The sequence below is a fragment of the Paenibacillus sp. 1-8 genome (assembly GCF_056316205.1).
The window spans coordinates 2,298,246-2,316,454 of the sequence record NZ_CM149995.1 but is presented as its reverse complement, the minus strand read 5'-3'; the positions used below and the strand labels follow the sequence as shown (position 1 = coordinate 2,316,454).

General features: G+C 50.0%; 9 protein-coding genes. 1 reads left to right on the top strand and 8 read right to left on the bottom strand.

The window, feature by feature from the left end; translation table 11 throughout:
• Positions 1-71: 71 nt before the first annotated feature.
• From AC0WRU_RS10810 to AC0WRU_RS10780, 7 genes are read right to left on the bottom strand one after another with little or no spacing between them, the layout of a single operon-like run.
• Complete coding sequence (locus AC0WRU_RS10810) at positions 72-3,092, bottom strand: GAP1-N2 domain-containing protein (RefSeq protein WP_476128271.1); 3,021 nt, start codon at positions 3,090-3,092, stop codon at positions 72-74.
• Entirely contained in the window at positions 3,089-4,354 is a 1,266-nt protein-coding gene (locus tag AC0WRU_RS10805; RefSeq protein ID WP_476128270.1) for a TRAFAC clade GTPase domain-containing protein, read from the bottom strand. The genes AC0WRU_RS10810 and AC0WRU_RS10805 overlap by 4 nt, the downstream gene beginning before the upstream one ends.
• Positions 4,355-4,370: 16 nt before the next feature.
• The gene (locus AC0WRU_RS10800; protein WP_476128269.1) at positions 4,371-5,024 is read right to left on the bottom strand and encodes a beta-mannanase; all 654 of its coding nucleotides are present in this window, start codon (positions 5,022-5,024) and stop codon (positions 4,371-4,373) included.
• A gap of 17 nt (positions 5,025-5,041) precedes the next feature.
• A complete protein-coding gene (locus AC0WRU_RS10795) occupies positions 5,042-6,331 on the bottom strand; it encodes a vWA domain-containing protein (protein WP_476128268.1) in 1,290 nt (429 codons plus the stop codon).
• A gap of 46 nt (positions 6,332-6,377) precedes the next feature.
• On the bottom strand, positions 6,378-8,744 hold the full coding sequence (locus AC0WRU_RS10790) for a transcription initiation factor TFIID (protein ID WP_476128267.1): 2,367 nt from the start codon (positions 8,742-8,744) through the stop codon (positions 6,378-6,380).
• A 3-nt stretch (positions 8,745-8,747) separates the two neighbouring features.
• A complete protein-coding gene (locus AC0WRU_RS10785) occupies positions 8,748-12,137 on the bottom strand; it encodes a tubulin-like doman-containing protein (RefSeq protein WP_476128266.1) in 3,390 nt (1,129 codons plus the stop codon).
• Positions 12,138-12,161: 24 nt separating this feature from the next.
• Positions 12,162-13,967: a vWA domain-containing protein gene (locus AC0WRU_RS10780; protein WP_476128265.1), complete on the bottom strand. Its 1,806-nt coding sequence runs from the start codon at positions 13,965-13,967 to the stop codon at positions 12,162-12,164.
• A gap of 445 nt (positions 13,968-14,412) precedes the next feature.
• Here AC0WRU_RS10780 and AC0WRU_RS10775 point away from each other — a divergent pair, with 445 nt between their 5' ends.
• Complete coding sequence (locus AC0WRU_RS10775; RefSeq protein WP_476128264.1) at positions 14,413-15,330, top strand: hypothetical protein; 918 nt, start codon at positions 14,413-14,415, stop codon at positions 15,328-15,330.
• A gap of 121 nt (positions 15,331-15,451) precedes the next feature.
• Here the strand turns inward: AC0WRU_RS10775 and AC0WRU_RS10770 are convergent, their stop codons facing one another.
• Positions 15,452-18,199: a PHB depolymerase family esterase gene (locus AC0WRU_RS10770; protein ID WP_476128263.1), complete on the bottom strand. Its 2,748-nt coding sequence runs from the start codon at positions 18,197-18,199 to the stop codon at positions 15,452-15,454.
• Positions 18,200-18,209 lie beyond the last annotated feature (10 nt).

Below are 18,209 nucleotides of genomic sequence, written 5' to 3'. Positions count from 1 at the left end.
AGGGAAGCCCGTCTCTTTGCTTGTTGGTTCATATATAATTGCTTGTACATGAGAAACCATTGGAATACGGCTTAGTCTGCGGTTTTCACTTGAACCAGCGGGTACTCTTTTCCATCCACCGTAACTGTACTAGCATCATCTAGTTCCAGTCGTTGCCAAATGGTCAGCAGTGTGCGATAAGGATACTGCTTCAGGTCATACTCGGTTGGCGCGTCAGCGTCCGTTCCGGTTCCATCGGTTGCCGTACCGCTCCCCACTGTAGGAGTCCCTGACGTCGTGCCTGCGCCCGATTCTCCTGTCACCGTTTCGGCCTGATCAGCGCTGTTCCCCCTGAAAGTACTGCCACCGCCAGCCGTTGAACCACTGCCAGTGGCCCCCCCTGCTGTCGTGCTTCCTGTAGCGGCACTGCCGGTTTTCGCTTCATCGGACTGTCCAGTGTTAGCTTTACTGGCTGCTTCCTTGTCGTTCTGTTCAGCAAGCGTAAAAATTTCGTATGAATGCTCCTGTTGATCCGCACCGACTATGACGAGCTTTTTAGGCTTAAACGCCGCCTGCTCCGCCGATGTTTGAAAAGCAAACAGCAGCTTGACCATTTTTGTAGTCGCCTTGGTGTTGGGCACATGAGTCACAATCGCCGTAGGCTCTTCCTTTACGGGTACTGTAGGCTTCACTACAGGCTGCTGCACTGGCTTGGGTGTAGTGACAGGCGCAGGCGCGGCGGTATCAGAGCCGATTACTCCCGCTGCTTTCAGGCCGCCTAGCGTGCCTGCAATGACGACAAGCACGATCCCGGAAATCACCCCACCCTTGCGGAAGCGACGAAGCGTTTTGACCAAAGACGTATCCGTCTCACGCTTTGCTGTCAGATAGAAATTTTTAAAGACAGGCTTGGCAGGCTCAAAATATTCACGCCACAGCGTTTTTTTATGCAGCCCCTCGCGTCCTTCCTTCTGGAAGAACAAAAGCAACGCACGTCGATAGGCTGGTTCAAAACCGCCTCGTGGCGTAGCAAATTCGGCATGTCCCTCCGACCAGCGGATAAAACGGTACATCGTATCGTTATCCTTCGCCCATTTGCGGATCGAGCTAACCAGTCGAGCAAAATCCAACATTCCTTCGCCCGTGCCATCGGAACGATAGAAGGCGGGCAGCAGGCGGGCAAAATGGCCCTCCGCAAGCTGCTGGGGCAGCCAGCTGTAAGCCCAGTCCTGCACCTTTTCCACTTCGCCCGGCTCCAGACCGTCCAGCACGGACGGTTCCGGGTTCTCCGTGCTAAACCAATCGTAAGCCGCAATCAAGCGCACCGCTTGTCCCTTGAGCGGGGCTGGCAGCTTCCCGACCCACTGCACCAAATCAGGACGGGTAAAGAACGGAATCTGTACGACCTGATCAGGTGAGATTTCCTTTAGCTCCACTTCGGTAAGCAAATACCGATCCGACGCTTCCTGCAAGCGTTCCGTTAACCCGGATTGCTCCAGTGGAGAGATCTGGCCCCCCGTAGAGCTACTTTCCCATTGCTGCAACCGTTGATGAATAGCAGCCACAGCCTCTACCGGCTTTCTTTCGGCACGCAGCCTGCCCATCAATGCGGACTCAGCCAAAAGCTGAAAATCGGCATTCGCCGATACTTCAATATATCGACTGCCCCATTCATGCACGACAGCCAGCAACCCCTTCACATCCGGTGTTCTTTTCATCTGACTGTCCATGTAGGGAATGAACAGCAGCTTCGTGAGCGCCGGATTACCCAGCACCTTCGTAAAATACGCCTTGCCCAATGAAGGATTTTCTTCAATCGTATGATAAATAAAAGTGACAGCTTCCGTATTTCTGGCGGTATAGGCGTTATTCAGCGAGCGGATCAAATACTCCACCAACCGATTCTCGCTACGCGCGTGAACTTTATAGTAATCCTTGAAGCAGTCGACCAGACCCACGTCAGGAATATATCCATCCTTCACCCGATCAAATTCATGATCAAAAAACGACAGAAACAAGTCATTCAGCCGCATTTTACGTGGCAACGCATTGGGAGAAGACAAATAATCAGTCAAGCTTCTCAGCACGGAAATTCGCCGTTCGTTATATAGTCCACGCTCTCCCTGCTCTATTTTGTACAGCGTAATGAGCTCGTGATAGCTGGATAGCGTCAGATCACGCCCCGCCTCCATGCCTGTCAGCATTTGCTCGGCAAATTTGAAAAAATCGTCCGGCGTCCCCCCATTCAGCAGCGTACGGGTAATCCAGTCAAAATACGGCTGCCTCACCTGCTCTGCATCCACATTGAGTATCCGGCCACTGTTAGTAAGGTCAAATACAAAATCCTTTTCCACATTCCGATCACCGGGACGCAAACTGAAAGGCTCAACAAACATCAAATGAATGCCTTTTCTGCTGTGCGGCTCTTTCGCATATGTAAGAAATCCGAGCCTGTTGCGAAATGCATAAGGCAATGCTGCATACAACACACCCAGCAGCAGCTTGGCTGAAGATGCTACCGCTTCTGCGGGAACGTTCAGTGCTATATATACCTTTTTACGGCCCGTGGCCGACATCATGACTGCATATAGAATCTGCTTGAACACTTCTTCGCCGAGCTGCAATTGAGACAGCACCGCAGACGGATCAACAGATGGAAATACGCTCCCACCCGGCAGACGCTCCAATTCCGGCAATTCCGTTCCTTGCTCAATATCGTAAGTATCGACAAAAGATGTGTTCAGCCACTGCTTATAATCAGACGGAGATTCACCCTGCCCGGCTGGAATCACATAATTGTGCGTAAAAAAGGCGCTCCGCAGCCCGGTAAAATCCGCTGCCTTGTAGATACTGCGTCCCAGCACCACATCCCCTGACTCCGTCCGTACCAGATGCATGGCTTCCGGGTAGACGCTCTCCTGCTTCTCGCCACGCGCTGTTAAAGCAGCAGGCGCATCATACACACACAAGGGATGCAGCACCTTTTTAATAAAAGAAGTGTCCAGCCCCTTGGAATTGGCCACCGTATCGAAGCCTTCCGTTGAACGGAAAATACCACGCCGTTCCCGTGTGTACATCTGCTGCTGTATCAAATGAGAGGTAGAATTACTCACTGTGATTCTCTCCCCTCAATGTACTTCAGCTTGTAAAGCAACCAAATGAATGGCTCATCCACACGGATCGGACTAACCAGCCCTTGCAGCTTTTGCTCCACCGGATTGCTACCCAAGGCGGAAACCGCAAAATAGGCCGTATCTGTAAAATACACATCCATCGTGCCCTTGAACGGCTTATCCACCTTTTCAATGAACCGTCGAACTTCGCCATCAATGTTAGCAAACTCATCCAAATCCATATACTTTCGGTGCTCCATCGGATTAAAGATATTGCTGTTCGTCTTGATGTACGTGCCTTCTTCATCTGCCAGCGCAGTGAGCATGTCACTTTTGGTCAGAACAACGGCGGTTGGAATGTCCGTCTTCCCTTTTTCCTGATACGCGATAAAATCACCGAACATCGTAAGCACGACATCACGCGGCTCATCATATTGCGAAACCCATTCGCCCGGCTTGTCGCCGATGTTGATCTTGATACGCTCCCGAATAGAACGGATTTGCAGCGGATCGACCATAAACAGAATCCCCGCCGAATTTTTAATATGCTGTCCGTGCAGACCCAGATAGTCCTGATCGACCATCCCCTCACCGGCGACATCAAAAAACACCAGCGTCAGTGGCGGTTTTTCCTCATCCTTAAACACAAACTGGAAGATAAAAGGCTCCTGCATCTTTTCCTTCTGTGTTGAGGTCAGCAGATCCCCACGCTCAAACAACGGTTCCTCATACATCGTACGAAACTTGCGGCTAATCTCCGCATTGAGCGGCATGCAAGCCGCATCAAAATGATCGGCCGTAACATGCTGCAACGTATGAATCAGGGAGGTCATATAGACGGATTTCCCTGCCTGCGAAGCTCCAATAATCGAAATAATATTACTCGGCACCTTGCCTGCGGTCACTGGCAGTTCGTTATGGCAATGTGGACACAATCTGCGACGTGTAAGCTCGCCGTAACGATCCGTCAGACCTGTCAGTACATGATCCGAGTACAAACGATGCTCCTCAGGAACATCAAGAGGGTGAAGAATGGCTTCCATATCATGTACACTGTCCAAGCCAAAGCGCTCCCGATATTTGTTCAGCAGCTCATCCTCGCCCAAAGCATAATCCTCGTCATCCTCACGGTGATGGGAAGCACGGAATACAACTTCCTCCGGGGAAAACTTACTAAAGCAATAAGGGCACACAATATCATAAAATAACAGCCTTGGTGCTGCCTGCGGCTTTCTTCTGAATAAATTGCTAAGAAAACTCATCGGTTGCGGCCTCCTTTCATTCAGGGACTAATTCATATACCGTGCCATATTTCTGACCGTCCGTAAAAAACAGCCGCACATATTCATCTCCGCCCACTTCGACAGCGGGCAACACATTCCGTCCCGCAGCAAACGGTGCCGTGAACGGGTACAAGGTCCCGTCCTCCCGGTCCGCCGGATAGCCACCACGCTTTTTCACATAGCAAAGCGCCTCCTGCGGAACAGGAACTTCAGCCGTCACCTGAATCTGCACTGTTTTGCGGCTGCGAAACCAGCTTTTTTTGTGGTGAACCGCATATCTGATTTTAGCTTTGCCCGTACTCAGCTCCAGCCGGTTAGCTCCATTCTGCTGACGGATCACAAAAGTATCTCCATCCTCCCGCACAGCCGGATACACGGTATACCGCACGCGTCCAATGCCATCGATCCGGTCGCGGTAGCTGCCAGCAGCCTTGTATTCCTCACGTGTGAAGAGCTTAAGGCTTGAAAAAGGCGGCAAGGCTTCGGCGTCTTCCTGCCCGTTCACGCCCGGATCGGCTAATTGTTTCGCAATATATACCACGGCGGCTCCTTCCGGCCACTGCCAGCGAAGCACAACCCGGTTGTCGTCAATTTTGTGGCTCAGCTCCGAAATAACAGGATCACCGGGCTGTGCATCCCTATACTGCATAAGTTCCGCCTCCCGTTCTAAAATCCACTGCTGCGTCGATTACGCGGCGGGCCTTCCGGCGCTCCTCTCCGGCGACCTGATGGCGCACCGGGGTTTCCTCCGCCGGAAGAACGGCGAGTATTTTCCGCAATCGGCAGCACGAGCGAAAAGACGGCGATCAGGGCCGCCAATACGAGCGCTGCCATCAAACGAATCATCAAATCACCGATGGGCGAGCCGGACAGGCCCTTTTCCAAAATAAAGCCAGCCAGCAAGCCCGCAGGAACCCCGCCAATCGCGAAATTCCGCGCCAGAAAACGGTTATCGAACATCAGTCCGAGCGCCAATCCCAGTAGGACTCCAACAATTACCAGAGCCGTTACGCGATAAATGGCAAAATACAGACTGTCCGCATACTCACCTGTTCGCTCCGTTACCAGTGTACGGTCGCCGATTTTGTCATAAATTTTACCGAACGCCTGAGCAAGACCTTGTGCATTCGCTACATTGGAGTAAGTTCCACCCGTCATTTGGGCAATATTTTGTAATAATGCTATACCATCGGATTCGGCGAGCTTCAGACCGATCGTATTAATCGGAATCTGCCGGGCGATGTAAGGAGCCAATGCCGTCTGAGTATCCAGATCACTAAAGCCGTCAGACAGCATAATAACGAGAGAGCCCTTTTCTGCATTACCCTGAGTTTCAATTTCCTTGATGGTTTCATCCAAAGCAAGACCGATTTCTGTGCCGCCTGTCATTAAGGTCTGCATGCTGTCGATTTTGGCATAAACGGCTTGCTTCTCCGCATCTGTGCCAATCGGGGTAAACGGCTGAACCAACTGCGCAGTGGACTCAAAGGAAACAATGGCTACCCGCTTGTCTCCATCTATTTGGCCGATCAGACTCTTGGCGGCCGTCAAGCGTTCGTTATCGGGATCTGTTTGCTGCATACTTCCGGAATTATCAATGACGAGCACGAGGTCCTGTACGCTTTTGCGACCTTCCGGGTTCACCTGATAGCCCAGCTCCAGCAGCAGCCCTGCCACGAACAGCATCACCAGCGTAGCAGGCACCAGCAGCTTCCAGGACAGCCCGGAGTACCGCTGCCGCCATGAAGGCCCGTTCAGTTGTGGCGAAATCCATTCGCCGATAAGGCATCCCAGGCCAATACACAGCGCCATGATGCCAAAATACAGCCCAAGCACGATGATATGCGGCCAGTGGCCTATCAGTTTGTTAAGAATCAGCTCTCCAATGATGAAGCCCACTACGGCGCCCAGCAAGCCGAACAGCAGCAGGAGAACATTAAATTTACGCTGCTTCATAAGAATCGTTGCTTCCTTCCATATTTAAAGTAGGATACACATGTTGCTACCGCAATTCCGGCAGCCGATCCGCGCTGATCCCGTGAAACACGAAACCATTCGCCATATATGTCTCATAATACGTCTTGCCGTTACGGTAGACCATCAGATCCTCCAGATGGAAACCACCCATCAAATGAAGCTTTTCTACCCCGCTGCTGCGGCGTTCATGCACAAACCCCAGCTTGTAAATGCGCGAGGTAATATCCACATCCAGCGCATAAGGAAGAAATTCGCCTTCGTAGTCACCAAAGAAATACTTTTCCTCATACCGATGCTCATGAGTGTAATCCAGTAAACGCACGTTAATGCCGCCGTTTTCCTCCAGCGTTTGGTACAGTTTTTTAAACAGCTCATCCTTCGGAACGACCAGCCGATTTTCATAGGCAGCAGCCACATTCGCCCGCCGCAGCAATTCTTCCTCGAATGTCTGGTTAAACGGCTGTGCGCTGAGGATCAGGGTGCGGCAAGTCTGTGTGAGTCGATCCACCAGCTTTGACGGACCTCCATCTAGCAAACCGGATACAGGACCCATATGCCGTATATCAAAGAATACAGATTTGCCCCGCTTGGTCTCCAGCTCTTGCATGACATCTTCCGTCACACGCTCGTAATACTCAAACAGGTTTTGGCCCGTGTAGCTGTCAGCCTGACGGACGCTGTCCGTTGCAGCCTGATGCAGGTCACGCTCCAAATTGGCAAGCTGTACAGTAATATGTTTCGCCTGCATATGCCATTTTTCAAGAGCCAGCTCATAACGGCGAAGTAGCTCCAGATCCGTTTGAATCCGCAGCATGTGCAGCTTGTGCCCATAGACCGTCTCGGTCAGGTAACGGATAAAGCTGCGCACATTATGTTTATCCATCAGCGGTAAGCGTTGAAAAGGCTGGTCCTCCACTCGTCCGCTATACAGGGCATCCAGTTCGGCAGCGCTGACCTGCAAATCATTGGACGTATCGCGAATCAATCCCCGAATGGCGGTAAGCACATTCCCGGTCTTATTCTCATCCGTCCAGTCCGTAAGCTCGAACAAACCGATCTCAGGGTGCTCCTTGGCCGATTCGTTCACAGCCGTTTGCAGACGTAATTCTGCCTGAAAATCCCCCAACCGTTTGTGTGCGATCCGTTCACAATTATCACGGAAAAAGGCTTCACAGCCCTGTCCGAACAAGGCTTCCTCCGCCTCGCGCAGTGTCATCCGCTTTAACGAGCCGTAGCTGGCTCCGCTGGTCATGAGGGCGCTCATGTCGGTAATGGCCTCATTGCCAGGAACGAGGTCATTACGTGTACGGCCTCGCTCGGTAGCATCCAGACCGAAATAATCCAGCTTATCGCGTATATCCCATTCCTGCTCTGTTCTCATACGCGCCAGCAGCTTCACATAAAAGTGATACAGCACCGTAAGCGCAATCGACTCATTAGGGCGCTTTACCCGGGAAAATCCGGCCGACACATAGCCCTGCCGCCCGGATTCCGTCATGATGTTGTTTTTAAACGATGTATTGTTGTATCCCCCATCCTGGGATCGATAGGAATCCCCCGCCTGATAACGATTTTTAAGAAGCTGAATGTGGCAAATGATGTCACAGCTCTCCCGCAGGCTATTCGGCACCGTTACACCGCGTTCGTTCTTGTCGGACAGCACATAGACGAGATCGAACAACGGCGACGGAGCATGAGATACAGGAATAGTCAGTTTGTCCTCAGTCATATGCAGTGGCGCCGTAAACGTATAATCCGGACTTTGAATATAGTCCAGCTCCCGCATAAAAGCGACTGACGCTGCGCTGCTGTAGCCAAATTGGGCTGCCTGATCGCTTTCGCTGACCAAAACGTACAAATCCATCTGCACCGACTTAAAGGACTGCGCAAAAATGTATTCCGCCAACAGCGTAATCTCGGGAACCAATACATTCATGGGATCGTCGGCTGTCGTCAGGATCGACAAATGGACACGCTCGAACGAGGAATACAAGCGACCGTAATCTGCCAAGTGTCCACTAGCCCGGCGCAACGCGGCGTTAAGCTCAATCAACTGCGATTCATGTGTATAAAAAGCCTGATGCAAATCACGGCGTCCGGTTTTGTGGCTGCTTTCCTCCGGTACCGCTACTGTATGGGCAATGACATCCATCGAACGGTCAACAGCGGCATGATCCTCCTGCGAGCGGATGTGGATGTACGTTACCCCTGTACTGTTATCCCACTTGGTCCGGTTGATATCTGCAATGGTGTTCATCGCCGGGCCCATACGGTCACCGATAAAAAGAAACACGGACGGGAAATGGATGCTGCTGCGTCCATCCCCGCTACCGATTAATTGATCCTCTGCGACTGCATAGTCAGCCGCATAACGTAACAGCTGCTCTCTCATACTTTACTTCAACTTTCTGCGGATATCGTTTAGTTTCCCGGACATTTGAGCGTAGAACGCATAGAGTTCCGCTCCGTTAGCCAGCTCCACCTTTTCATATTCCAATTGATTCCGGGCTTCCATGTAGGTTGCAGCCAGTTCATCCAGCTTCGCCAGCAACGGCGTAATATCCTCGGACGAAGTCAGGACAGCATCACGACGATCCGCCTTACGCATCAGGGCTGCATATTTCTTCTCTTCCAGACCACGGAAGTTCGTAAACACTTCAAACTCCACGTAATTACGGCTTTTCATGACATTGGCAAACGGCTCCCAAGCCTCTTCCTCTTCATCACGGTCATAGACGTACAAAGCACCTTTCTTCGTAATCGTGTCGGTATAGAGTGCCTGAATGAACTGATCCAGCCATTTTTCCTCATCCTGATATTTGCCCAGCAAGGCTTCCAGCTCGGCGGCCTTCGCTTCAATTTGAGTATATTTCGCCAGCTCTTCACGAACCACCTGCGTTAACTCCGGTGAACGGATCAGGTTTTCCTTCGCCATCTCTTCATTGATGCTGCCAAAGATGTCCTTGCTTCCCGCCTGTTCCAGCCCTTCAGCCAGCAGACGTTTTAGCTCAGACCACGCTCTCTTCACCTCACCCAGATTCGGTTTGGATTCTTGCAAACGCATATCGTAGCCTGCCAGCAGACCATTCAGATCCAGCGCACGTGAACGCAGCACAGTAAAGCGACTGCTCGTATTCTGGTCAACATCCTTCTCACGGATCACGCCAAGTGACTTGGCACGGTCGAAGTCGTTACGGATGCGGGCATTGTAAGCTTGCACACGCGAATTAACATACGTTTCTCCCCAGGATTTTTCAGGAATTGGCGACGGCAGATTCGTCCAGTTATTCTGGCCTGTTTGCACCAAATGGCGGCCAATACCTTCGCGGTCGAGAATCGTTTTTTCATAGCTTTCTTCATACACCTTGAGCGGCGTATAGACAAACAACGGCACACCATTGCGCGTATTGAGCCAGAAAATCCGGTTACGGACTTCGCTCTCTTTAATGGTAAAGTGTGATTTACCAATTGCATTATTTTGATAATTGCGAACGCCTTTCAGGATATTAGGCGACTGTACAGGTACCGAAACGAAGCCCCATGACGGGAAGTACAGGTTACCGGAGCTATTGCTCAGATGGAAAACAGGCACGGCTTCTTCATCCAGTTTGCTCGCAATATAGCGCTCCACGAATTTTTCAATGGCCTCATCCTGCCCGTATTTCATAACAAGGAAATCCTCCATCGAACGGGTAATAAGATCACCGAACTTGTCGGTCAGGAAGTTGGAAATGGAACTAATGATGTCGATATCCTGATCCTTCACCCATTGATCTGAATTTTCTAACAACTCTTGGGCAAAATCACGAATCAGATCATCACCATCACGCTTATCCAGCAGCTTGGTTACGACTTCGGAAATATCCGGCACGCTGACCAGATTCCAATAGTACGTCTTGTTGCCTCTGTGATCGGACTGTTCTTCGCCGTTGATCAGCAAATCGCCATTCTTCTCGAAAATCGCGCTCAGTGCGTTCAAAATTTCAGTAAATACATTATAAATGCGGCTGTTTTCCTTATTCAGCAGATCATACAGGTCTTCATAAAATTCAATAAGCTGCTCTGTACGCACCACATCGGCCCGAAGCCAGTATTCATTAATTTTCGCTTCGATGTAAGCATTTTTCTTTTTATCCTTGGACACGAATGCGCTCTTGGCATCGCCCAGCTTTTCACCCGCCTGTTCACGCGCCCATTCAATATCCGTAGGGATACGATGCAGTGATTCACGCAGCGTCTCAATGTATGAAAGCAGCATTTTCAGCAAGCTAAAACCTTTTTCCGTATAAATCATACGGGATACATAAAACGGCCCTTGCTCGGGATGCAGGAACATCCGGCGAATTTGGTCGGTAAACTGCCCGGTAATTTCACCCGGAAGCTGCTTCTTCGCCTTGATATATTCCTCGCGGGCACGGGTCAGGAACGTCTGCTCCAGCTCTGTGTCCATATTAACGACTTGCATTTTGACCACATTGTTGTAGCTTAGTCGTTCACTGTTTTCAAAGCCCGGCAGCGGTTCAGGAACACGAGATTCAAAGTTTTTGATCATGCTGTCGAGATCGACACCCAGCTTGCGAGCAAACTTCTCGACATCCTCTTGATTCGGCGATTGCTCGAACATTTTGGACATTTTGCCAAACATCCGGTAGGCCAGATATGTTGTCATTTCCTCCATTGGCAGTACCGCTGAGGAAGCCCCGATAATATTGTAATCGTAGTTGGCAGGATATGCCTTGTTCATTTGTGCAATATTGGTGCGAATGTTGCTGATATAGTCATGAATGGCAAACTCTTCGCCCGATTGCTTTTCCTCACTCGCCATAAAGTTGGTGATGTTCTCAGCGGTGACATTCATGCAGTAATCATAAGCGTTTTCCAGTAGCTTGCCTTCTGTATTCGTCGCTGAAATGAGATGACACAGATTAAATGGCGGCAACGGTGAATTTACGGTCAAAATGTTGCCATACTGCTGTTTGAACCGTTCACTGCGGCTGTCCACATTCATCCAGTAATCCAGCTCTTTCAGCGCAGCATAGCCGTTCTTTTTAATATATTCACGTGTATGCTCGCTCAAGCTTTTGTTCGCCAGATTAATGTCCGGCGTGAACAAATACCCTAATGTATTTACACGGTCTACACCTGCGGAGCCGTAATCGCGCTCAATAATCCCTCTGACGATATACGAGATATCGAGGAAGGTACCGCTACCCGTACCACCGGACAAACCGGACAGCAGGAACACCATCAGCTTCTTATTGGTGCCTTCAGACAGGGTTTTGATTTTCTTGTCAATGCTTTGCACGACTTGATTGATTTTGGTGAACAGCAGCAAACGTCCAGCCTGACGCACCCCTGCTGCCCCGTTCATGCCATCGGTAATGCTTAGCTCAGGTGACAGCCAATCCGTAATGTACGGCTCCAAAATGCTGCGGTTTTGCAGCAAGCCGCCGATTTCCGCATTGGACAGCAGGACAAACTCGTTGATCGGGTCCAAGCCAATCCCTTTATATTTTTTGTTGCGATCCTGTTCATTTGTTTCAAAAGCGAGAAATTCCACGTTGTCCGGCTTCTCGCTCTTTTTCTTGGAAACCGGATCTGCTGGCAGCTTGAATCTGCGGTTAATTTGATATTTCAAACGGAGGAGGGCATCAATCCCCGTCCCTCCGAGTCCGATAATCAAAATGGGATTATCAATGGTATCAACCCTGATTTTATCGCTTACGATCCCTCCGCCGAGTGATACATCTAATTGCTGGATATGCTCTCTAACTACTGGTTTCATAGATTTGACCTCCTAAGGGTTCGTTTAGCTGTTTACTGAAATGAATTCCAGCAAAATGGTTTTGTCCACGCTTGCCAGCGGAATCGTCAGACGATCGCCGTTTTTCAGCTCAAGACCACTGCCTGTATCTACAGCGCGTCCGGATTTTTCAATCGTAATCTCCGGAGTGCTGCGCACAATGATACGATCCTGATTGGCTGGCGTGAACACCACCTTATCGGTTCCGGCAAATTCCGGTGCCAGTTGTAGCAACTGGTGCAGATTGAATTTACCCCGAAAGGTGTTCAGCTTCTTGTATTGCGGATACGTTTTTTCGCCGGTATTTTCATCCCGAATTTCCAGAACGATTTGTCCGACGAAGCCACGATTGGCTTTTTTGACAGCCTTCCAGATGAAGTAGGCTGCAATCAGCAGAACGACCAGCCCCAGCCCTAAAAGAATGAGTGGTAGCAGCTTGGACTTCTCGGCAGGTACTGCCGGCGCAGTCGTAGTGCCCGTATTCGTGCCACTGCCCGCCGCAGCTTTGGCACTGACGGTCACAGGCTGAGTTTCACGGTAGAAGCTCTTTTCCTCTGCTCTGACGGTCAGTTCATAGTCATGCTCATCCGGTATCGTGTAGGAGCCGGTAAAGGCGTCCCCCTCATTCTTCAATGGAACCTCATTCGTTGTACCGGAATCAAGGTCCTTGACCTTCAGAACTGCATTCATATTTGCATACAATTCCTGATCCTGAAGCTGCTGGTTGTTACTCGTCAGGTAGGAACGAATTTGGACTGCGTCACCTTTTTTGTAAGCTTTGGCAGGCGGTGCATCCAGTTTCAGTTCCAAATCATAGTTGAATACCAGATTAATATCAATCTGATCCTGCTGGACTCCCTTGACCTGGAGCTTCCAGTCGCCAGCCACAGGCTTGAGCAGCTTAATCAGCGAGTAGCTTTTCGACTTGGACAGCAGTACATCACTTGAAGGAATCGGCTTGGTGTTGCCCGACGGGTCTATCAGTCTCGCATCCACCGGCTTGGAGGACATAATCGAAATATTAGCCTCCAGCACGCTATCGTTCGGTACGGTTACCGTAACGTCCTGATAGTTGCCGTTAGCCGTAATGGACTGCAAGGGAACAACCTTCAGCTTCAAATTGCTGGCGAAAATTTCACTCAAGATGTTCGGCAGATCATCCGCCGAGCTTGTAATAAAGGATTTACCGCCCGTTTGCTGCGCAATGTCTGCGAGCTTGTTTTTATTCAGTTTTCCGTTTGCATTCAAACCGATGGTGTAGATCGGAACGCCGCTATTTTTAGCTTCGGCCACAGCCTTTGCCATATCCTGATCGGATTGGCTTTCAGTTCTGCCCGTCGTTTTATTTAAATCGTTGTTACCATCGGCCAGCATAACGATCATAGGCGCATGTCCCGCTGTCTTGCCATCCTGCAAAATACGGATCGCTTCCTTGACACCAACGGAGGTGTCAGTATACGCCCCCCGGTTCAGCCCGTCAATGAACGACTTCAGTTCCTGTTTGTCTGCTTCGGACGTAATATTAAGCAAAGCCTTCTCGCGCTGTACGACATCCGTATACGCTACAATGCCGACCTTGTCGTTTTGCGTCGACAGCATATCAATGAACATTTTCATGGCTTCATTACCAATTTTGCCTGGATCACTGGTGTTCATGGAATTACTCACATCGACGAGCAGCACCGCATCCACCTTGGAGGCGGAGGTTGAAGCGGCATTCGCCGTCTGCGGCTGCCATGCCGAAATTGAGGTCATGATCATTGTACATATGATTCCGATGACCAAAAACCATTTTCTGTCTCTACTAAACATCGCCTGTACCCCTTTGCCGATTAGTTCTCATTCTAAATTACAGTTGTACTCCCCTACTATTAAATTATAATGAGTTTTACATGAGAGCTAGCTGAAAATGGTGCCCGAATAGCCTGAATACAGCCAAGAAGTCTATTACACCGCAGGATTTTACCAATATCCTGCAGTAATGATATAATTATACCCCAACGAGGGCAATTGGGCACCAGCCTTCTCCTTTATACGACAAAAATGACAGAAGCGAAACCCGCCCTTGTAAAATATCGCTGTAAAAATCTGAGTAGAAAGAGGAAGTACACTATGATCTCATACGGATGTTTGGCGATTTTGTTTCTTTTTGTCGCCATCAAATTAATCATTTACTCTATACATAAAAAACGCGCTCCCTCGATTACGCAAATAAACACTGAGCTTCTAGCCCTGCTGAACCGGAGTAGTGATCGCAATGAGTAGTTCCAAGCAGCCTGTACAATTTCGTCCGTTTACACACACCGAGCATGCGTACCAAAAGCTGCGAATCTGCAAACGATGCGGACAGTTCACTGCCCTATGGGAGAAGGAATGTACGTCATGCGGTCGCGATGCATTGGTGCCTGTAGAGCAATATGCCAACCGCAAAGCCAAGCTTTATTTTCGCAAAGACCTCGCCTTCGGCATTGTGCTGCTGACCGCCGCCGTCTTTTTCGGCCATTCACCCCAGCAAATGCTCTTGTGCGGTATCGTCGGCGCGCTTCTCCTGCTACCCTTGGTGCTTCTACAGCAGCGTATTCGTCCCTATGAGCAGCACAGGCAGCTTATACGCCTGTTCAGAGGCCGTATAGAGCAGCTTAAAGAGGGCCTGAACATCAATCATAAAAACGCGGTTGCCCTGCGACAGCTCAGCGAGCGTGTCTCCTATGAAATGCTGCGTGAGATTGCCGTACTCATTCACAACGACCGGATAAGGCTCCAACAGGTCGCCTTGCTGCAATCTTTTGTTCTCCGCAAGGATATGGAGCTAACGCTCGACCCTCTCCTGATCAAAAGCTTTGAACCGCTTATGGTCAGATATATCGGAGAGATTACGAGATTAAATCGCGAGCTAATTAAGGATCGAACGTTCCGTTACGTCATCTTTTATGAGCGCCGCATTCTGGAAATGGCAGGAGGCGAGGATATTCTTGTCCGTGTTGCCAGCGCGGCAGTCCGTAAAAAGCGCTACGTGGTCACGCACGCCGGTTTTATTTCCAGATATGTGCGCAAACTGCCGAAGGAACGAGTCCAGCGTTTATATCATATCATTCAGGAGAATCCTTATGAACCCTTTGGCGATTTGGCCGATGAGGTCAAGATCGTATACCTGATGGAGCAGTATAAAAACTGATCTGTCCTAATGCCCTTCTATATATGACGTCATTACCATGACAAACCACTGCAATGAAGCAGCAAAAAAACCGTCAGGATCGCCAGCGCCTCCGGACGGTTTTTTAGTTCTGGCTTTTGGATCAGCCTTGCAGCTTTTGCTGCGCTTGATTTAGGGAAGTAAAATTAAAAGCACGTACACCCTTGCTGTCATACACGATAATATCCTTATTCAAATACGGGTGCAGACCGTTAAAATAACCGGGCATAATCAGTCTGCGCGTGAACAGGTTTTTACCTAGCATGCGGGGAGAATTTGTCGCCACAACAAGCATTTGTTGGCTTTTGGACCACGGGGCAGGCTGGATATACGAAAGACAATACTCGCCTGCCGTAAAATCGCCGTCCAGTATATACCCTTTTTCCGTACAGGTGATCTGCAAATGGGCTTGATGCCGCTGAAGCAGCTCATGTTTGGACAAGCCCGAGGTGATACAGATAACGTTACTGTCAGCCAACTCTTCCTCCGAAATAGCATGAGAAGCCACAACAGGGTAATGAACACCGATATACGGATTCCAGGTTGCTGTGCGTGGGCTGGACAAAGCCTTCGCCGTCCGTTTTACCGCCTGCTCTTCTTCGGGTGTGGCATAGCTGGACGGAAGGACAATGTGCAGGCGCCCCATATAAACGTCGAGCACTCCCATACCATGGCCAGAAGGATTCCGGCCTGCGCTTTTTAACCTGAACGTTGCCGTTTCGTCATCCGTTTCTTTTCCAAAACCCCCATACGTTTCGCTACCCCGTTCAGCAATCAATCGATATTCAGGTGAGGGGCGTTTCCGCGACTCTATTTTAACAAAGCGAAAGCGGTTATATTCTAGTAAATCCAACACGAAAACCCGCGCTCCAATACGGACATGGACAAGCTCCAATGATACGATCTCATGTGAGAGGTGAATAATAAATTCATCAGCGTGGACGGCTCTAACATCCAGTTCACCCGTTTTACTCAATTCACCGTACAGTTCGGCGTATTCCTCGGTTTCATCCACTTGTGTCAGCTCCAGCCAATAAGCCCGGTTATGTCTCCCCCGCTCCGTTCGGTAGGCAATACGCTGAGGTACCATCACTCTCTTCCATTGCATTAGCCAGCTCAGTACACCGTCCAAAAGCCTCAGTTCATGCGTGTCCCAATGGTTGGCACACCGTTCTACTACTCCTTTATAATGGTCGGATGAAAGGTCGGTTTCAGGAGCCGTATAAGCTTGCGCAAACAAGTAATCCTGATCTCCAACCACATTGAATATGGGCATATTCAGTAAGTTCATCAGATGCTTCGGATGCGGTGCGCCAGCAATGACAGCAATAGCCGCAAAACGCGAAGGATACGCCTGTGCCATCGCCCAGGCAGCGTATGCGCCGTTAGAATAGCCCGTCAGATAGATTCGGTCTTCATCCACCCGGTACGCTTGCAGAATGACATCCAGCGCCTCCAGAAAAGCGGCTTCGCCAATGTAACTGCCCAGCGTAACTCCACGGCACGAAAAAGTGACGAATATCGCCTCTTCCTCCCAGCCCCGTCCAAAGCCCCGTTTCTGAAAGTCCGGCAGACCCAGCTCATACCGTTTGCCCGGCATCAGGACGATCAGAGGATACTGCCGATCCGCCGAATAGTTTCGGGGAAGCTGTATCGTGTAGCGTTGAAGGCTGTTGTCCAAACGGGAGACAAAAAATCCTTCGCCAATCCCGTCAGGGCACAAAAGGATGTTATCTTCCCGAGATGGATGCTGAGGCCGTTCCGTATATGCATGTGTGAAAATCCGTTTTAGCAGCTTGATATATTCCCGCACTATGCGATAATCCCAGATTTCAAAAGGGTCTTCCGGCAAAGCCGTTAACCTTTTCAGCTCCTCCAGCAAGCCTTCTGCCTGTAAATTCCTCGCATATATGGAAGCATCTATGTTATAAGCTCGATTATACTGGTCGTACTCTTCTTGTAAGTCCTCCACAACCGCCGACAAAGGCCGCACAAGCATTGAGTACACAAAATAATGCTCTCTTGCCTCATGGTCCTGATATGTAACCGTAAAATGCAGCATTCCCGTATTCCTGGTAACTTCCTCATTCCAGGCATATTGCTGCTCCTGCTCCCAAACCGCTTGAAACCGATCCAGCAGCGTCCCCTCATCATTCGTTACCTCGACCCATAATGGCTGATCTACAGGAAGATCTATGCGATCCTTGCGCAGCAAATAAAACGAGACCGGACTGTCTTCCCCCTCTCTGCCAGCGGGTTTCTCCACTTCCAGCCATGCCATATGAAAACGTATATTGCGCTCTACGAATTCCTGATGTAGTTCCTCCACATCTGGGCTGTCGCACGTCTGATTTCCACTGATCCGAATAGAGTGAGCTTCATCGGGAATAAAGGCTGCAACGACCACCACCGTATGATTACCTTCCTCCAGAACCAAGCGCAAAGGACCGGATTCTGCATATACCAATATGCCGTCCACCCAAATTTGTCCTGTCCCTTCAAACGGTCTGAAAATAACTTCTTGTGCCACCGCACAGTGGAGATTCGAAACCAGCAAAAGCCTTTCTTGCTCAGTCAAGGGCGGAAAGACACCTAAATTCAATTCGGCGTTTCGAGGGTCCAGCTCAGTTAATAAGCGGCATGCTGCCTTTCCTCCAGCCGAAAGCTCCAGTCCATCTTCATTACAAGCCCTTTCCAAATCCCATTCCTCAGGGGTAAAATGATCGGACCATGCCCTACCCACACCGCAATTTTCCGGCAGCTTGACCGGACCGACTGCATAAGCAGACGTCAGACGAACCGGATGATCCAACAGCACAGTTGTCGCTTTTTCCAGATGCGTGAACCTCATAACATTCCCC

Excerpts from the sequence above, each read along its gene's own strand:
- AC0WRU_RS10805 (WP_476128270.1), bottom strand. The coding sequence starts at position 4,354 with ATGAGTTTTCTTAGCAATTTATTCAGAAGAAAGCCGCAGGCAGCACCA.
- AC0WRU_RS10800 (WP_476128269.1), bottom strand. The coding sequence starts at position 5,024 with ATGCAGTATAGGGATGCACAGCCCGGTGATCCTGTTATTTCGGAGCTG.
- AC0WRU_RS10775 (WP_476128264.1), top strand. The coding sequence starts at position 14,413 with ATGAGTAGTTCCAAGCAGCCTGTACAATTTCGTCCGTTTACACACACC.
- AC0WRU_RS10790 (WP_476128267.1), bottom strand. The coding sequence starts at position 8,744 with ATGAGAGAGCAGCTGTTACGTTATGCGGCTGACTATGCAGTCGCAGAG.
- AC0WRU_RS10780 (WP_476128265.1), bottom strand. The coding sequence starts at position 13,967 with ATGTTTAGTAGAGACAGAAAATGGTTTTTGGTCATCGGAATCATATGT.
- AC0WRU_RS10795 (WP_476128268.1), bottom strand. The coding sequence starts at position 6,331 with ATGAAGCAGCGTAAATTTAATGTTCTCCTGCTGCTGTTCGGCTTGCTG.
- AC0WRU_RS10785 (WP_476128266.1), bottom strand. The coding sequence starts at position 12,137 with ATGAAACCAGTAGTTAGAGAGCATATCCAGCAATTAGATGTATCACTC.
- AC0WRU_RS10770 (WP_476128263.1), bottom strand. The coding sequence starts at position 18,199 with ATGAGGTTCACGCATCTGGAAAAAGCGACAACTGTGCTGTTGGATCAT.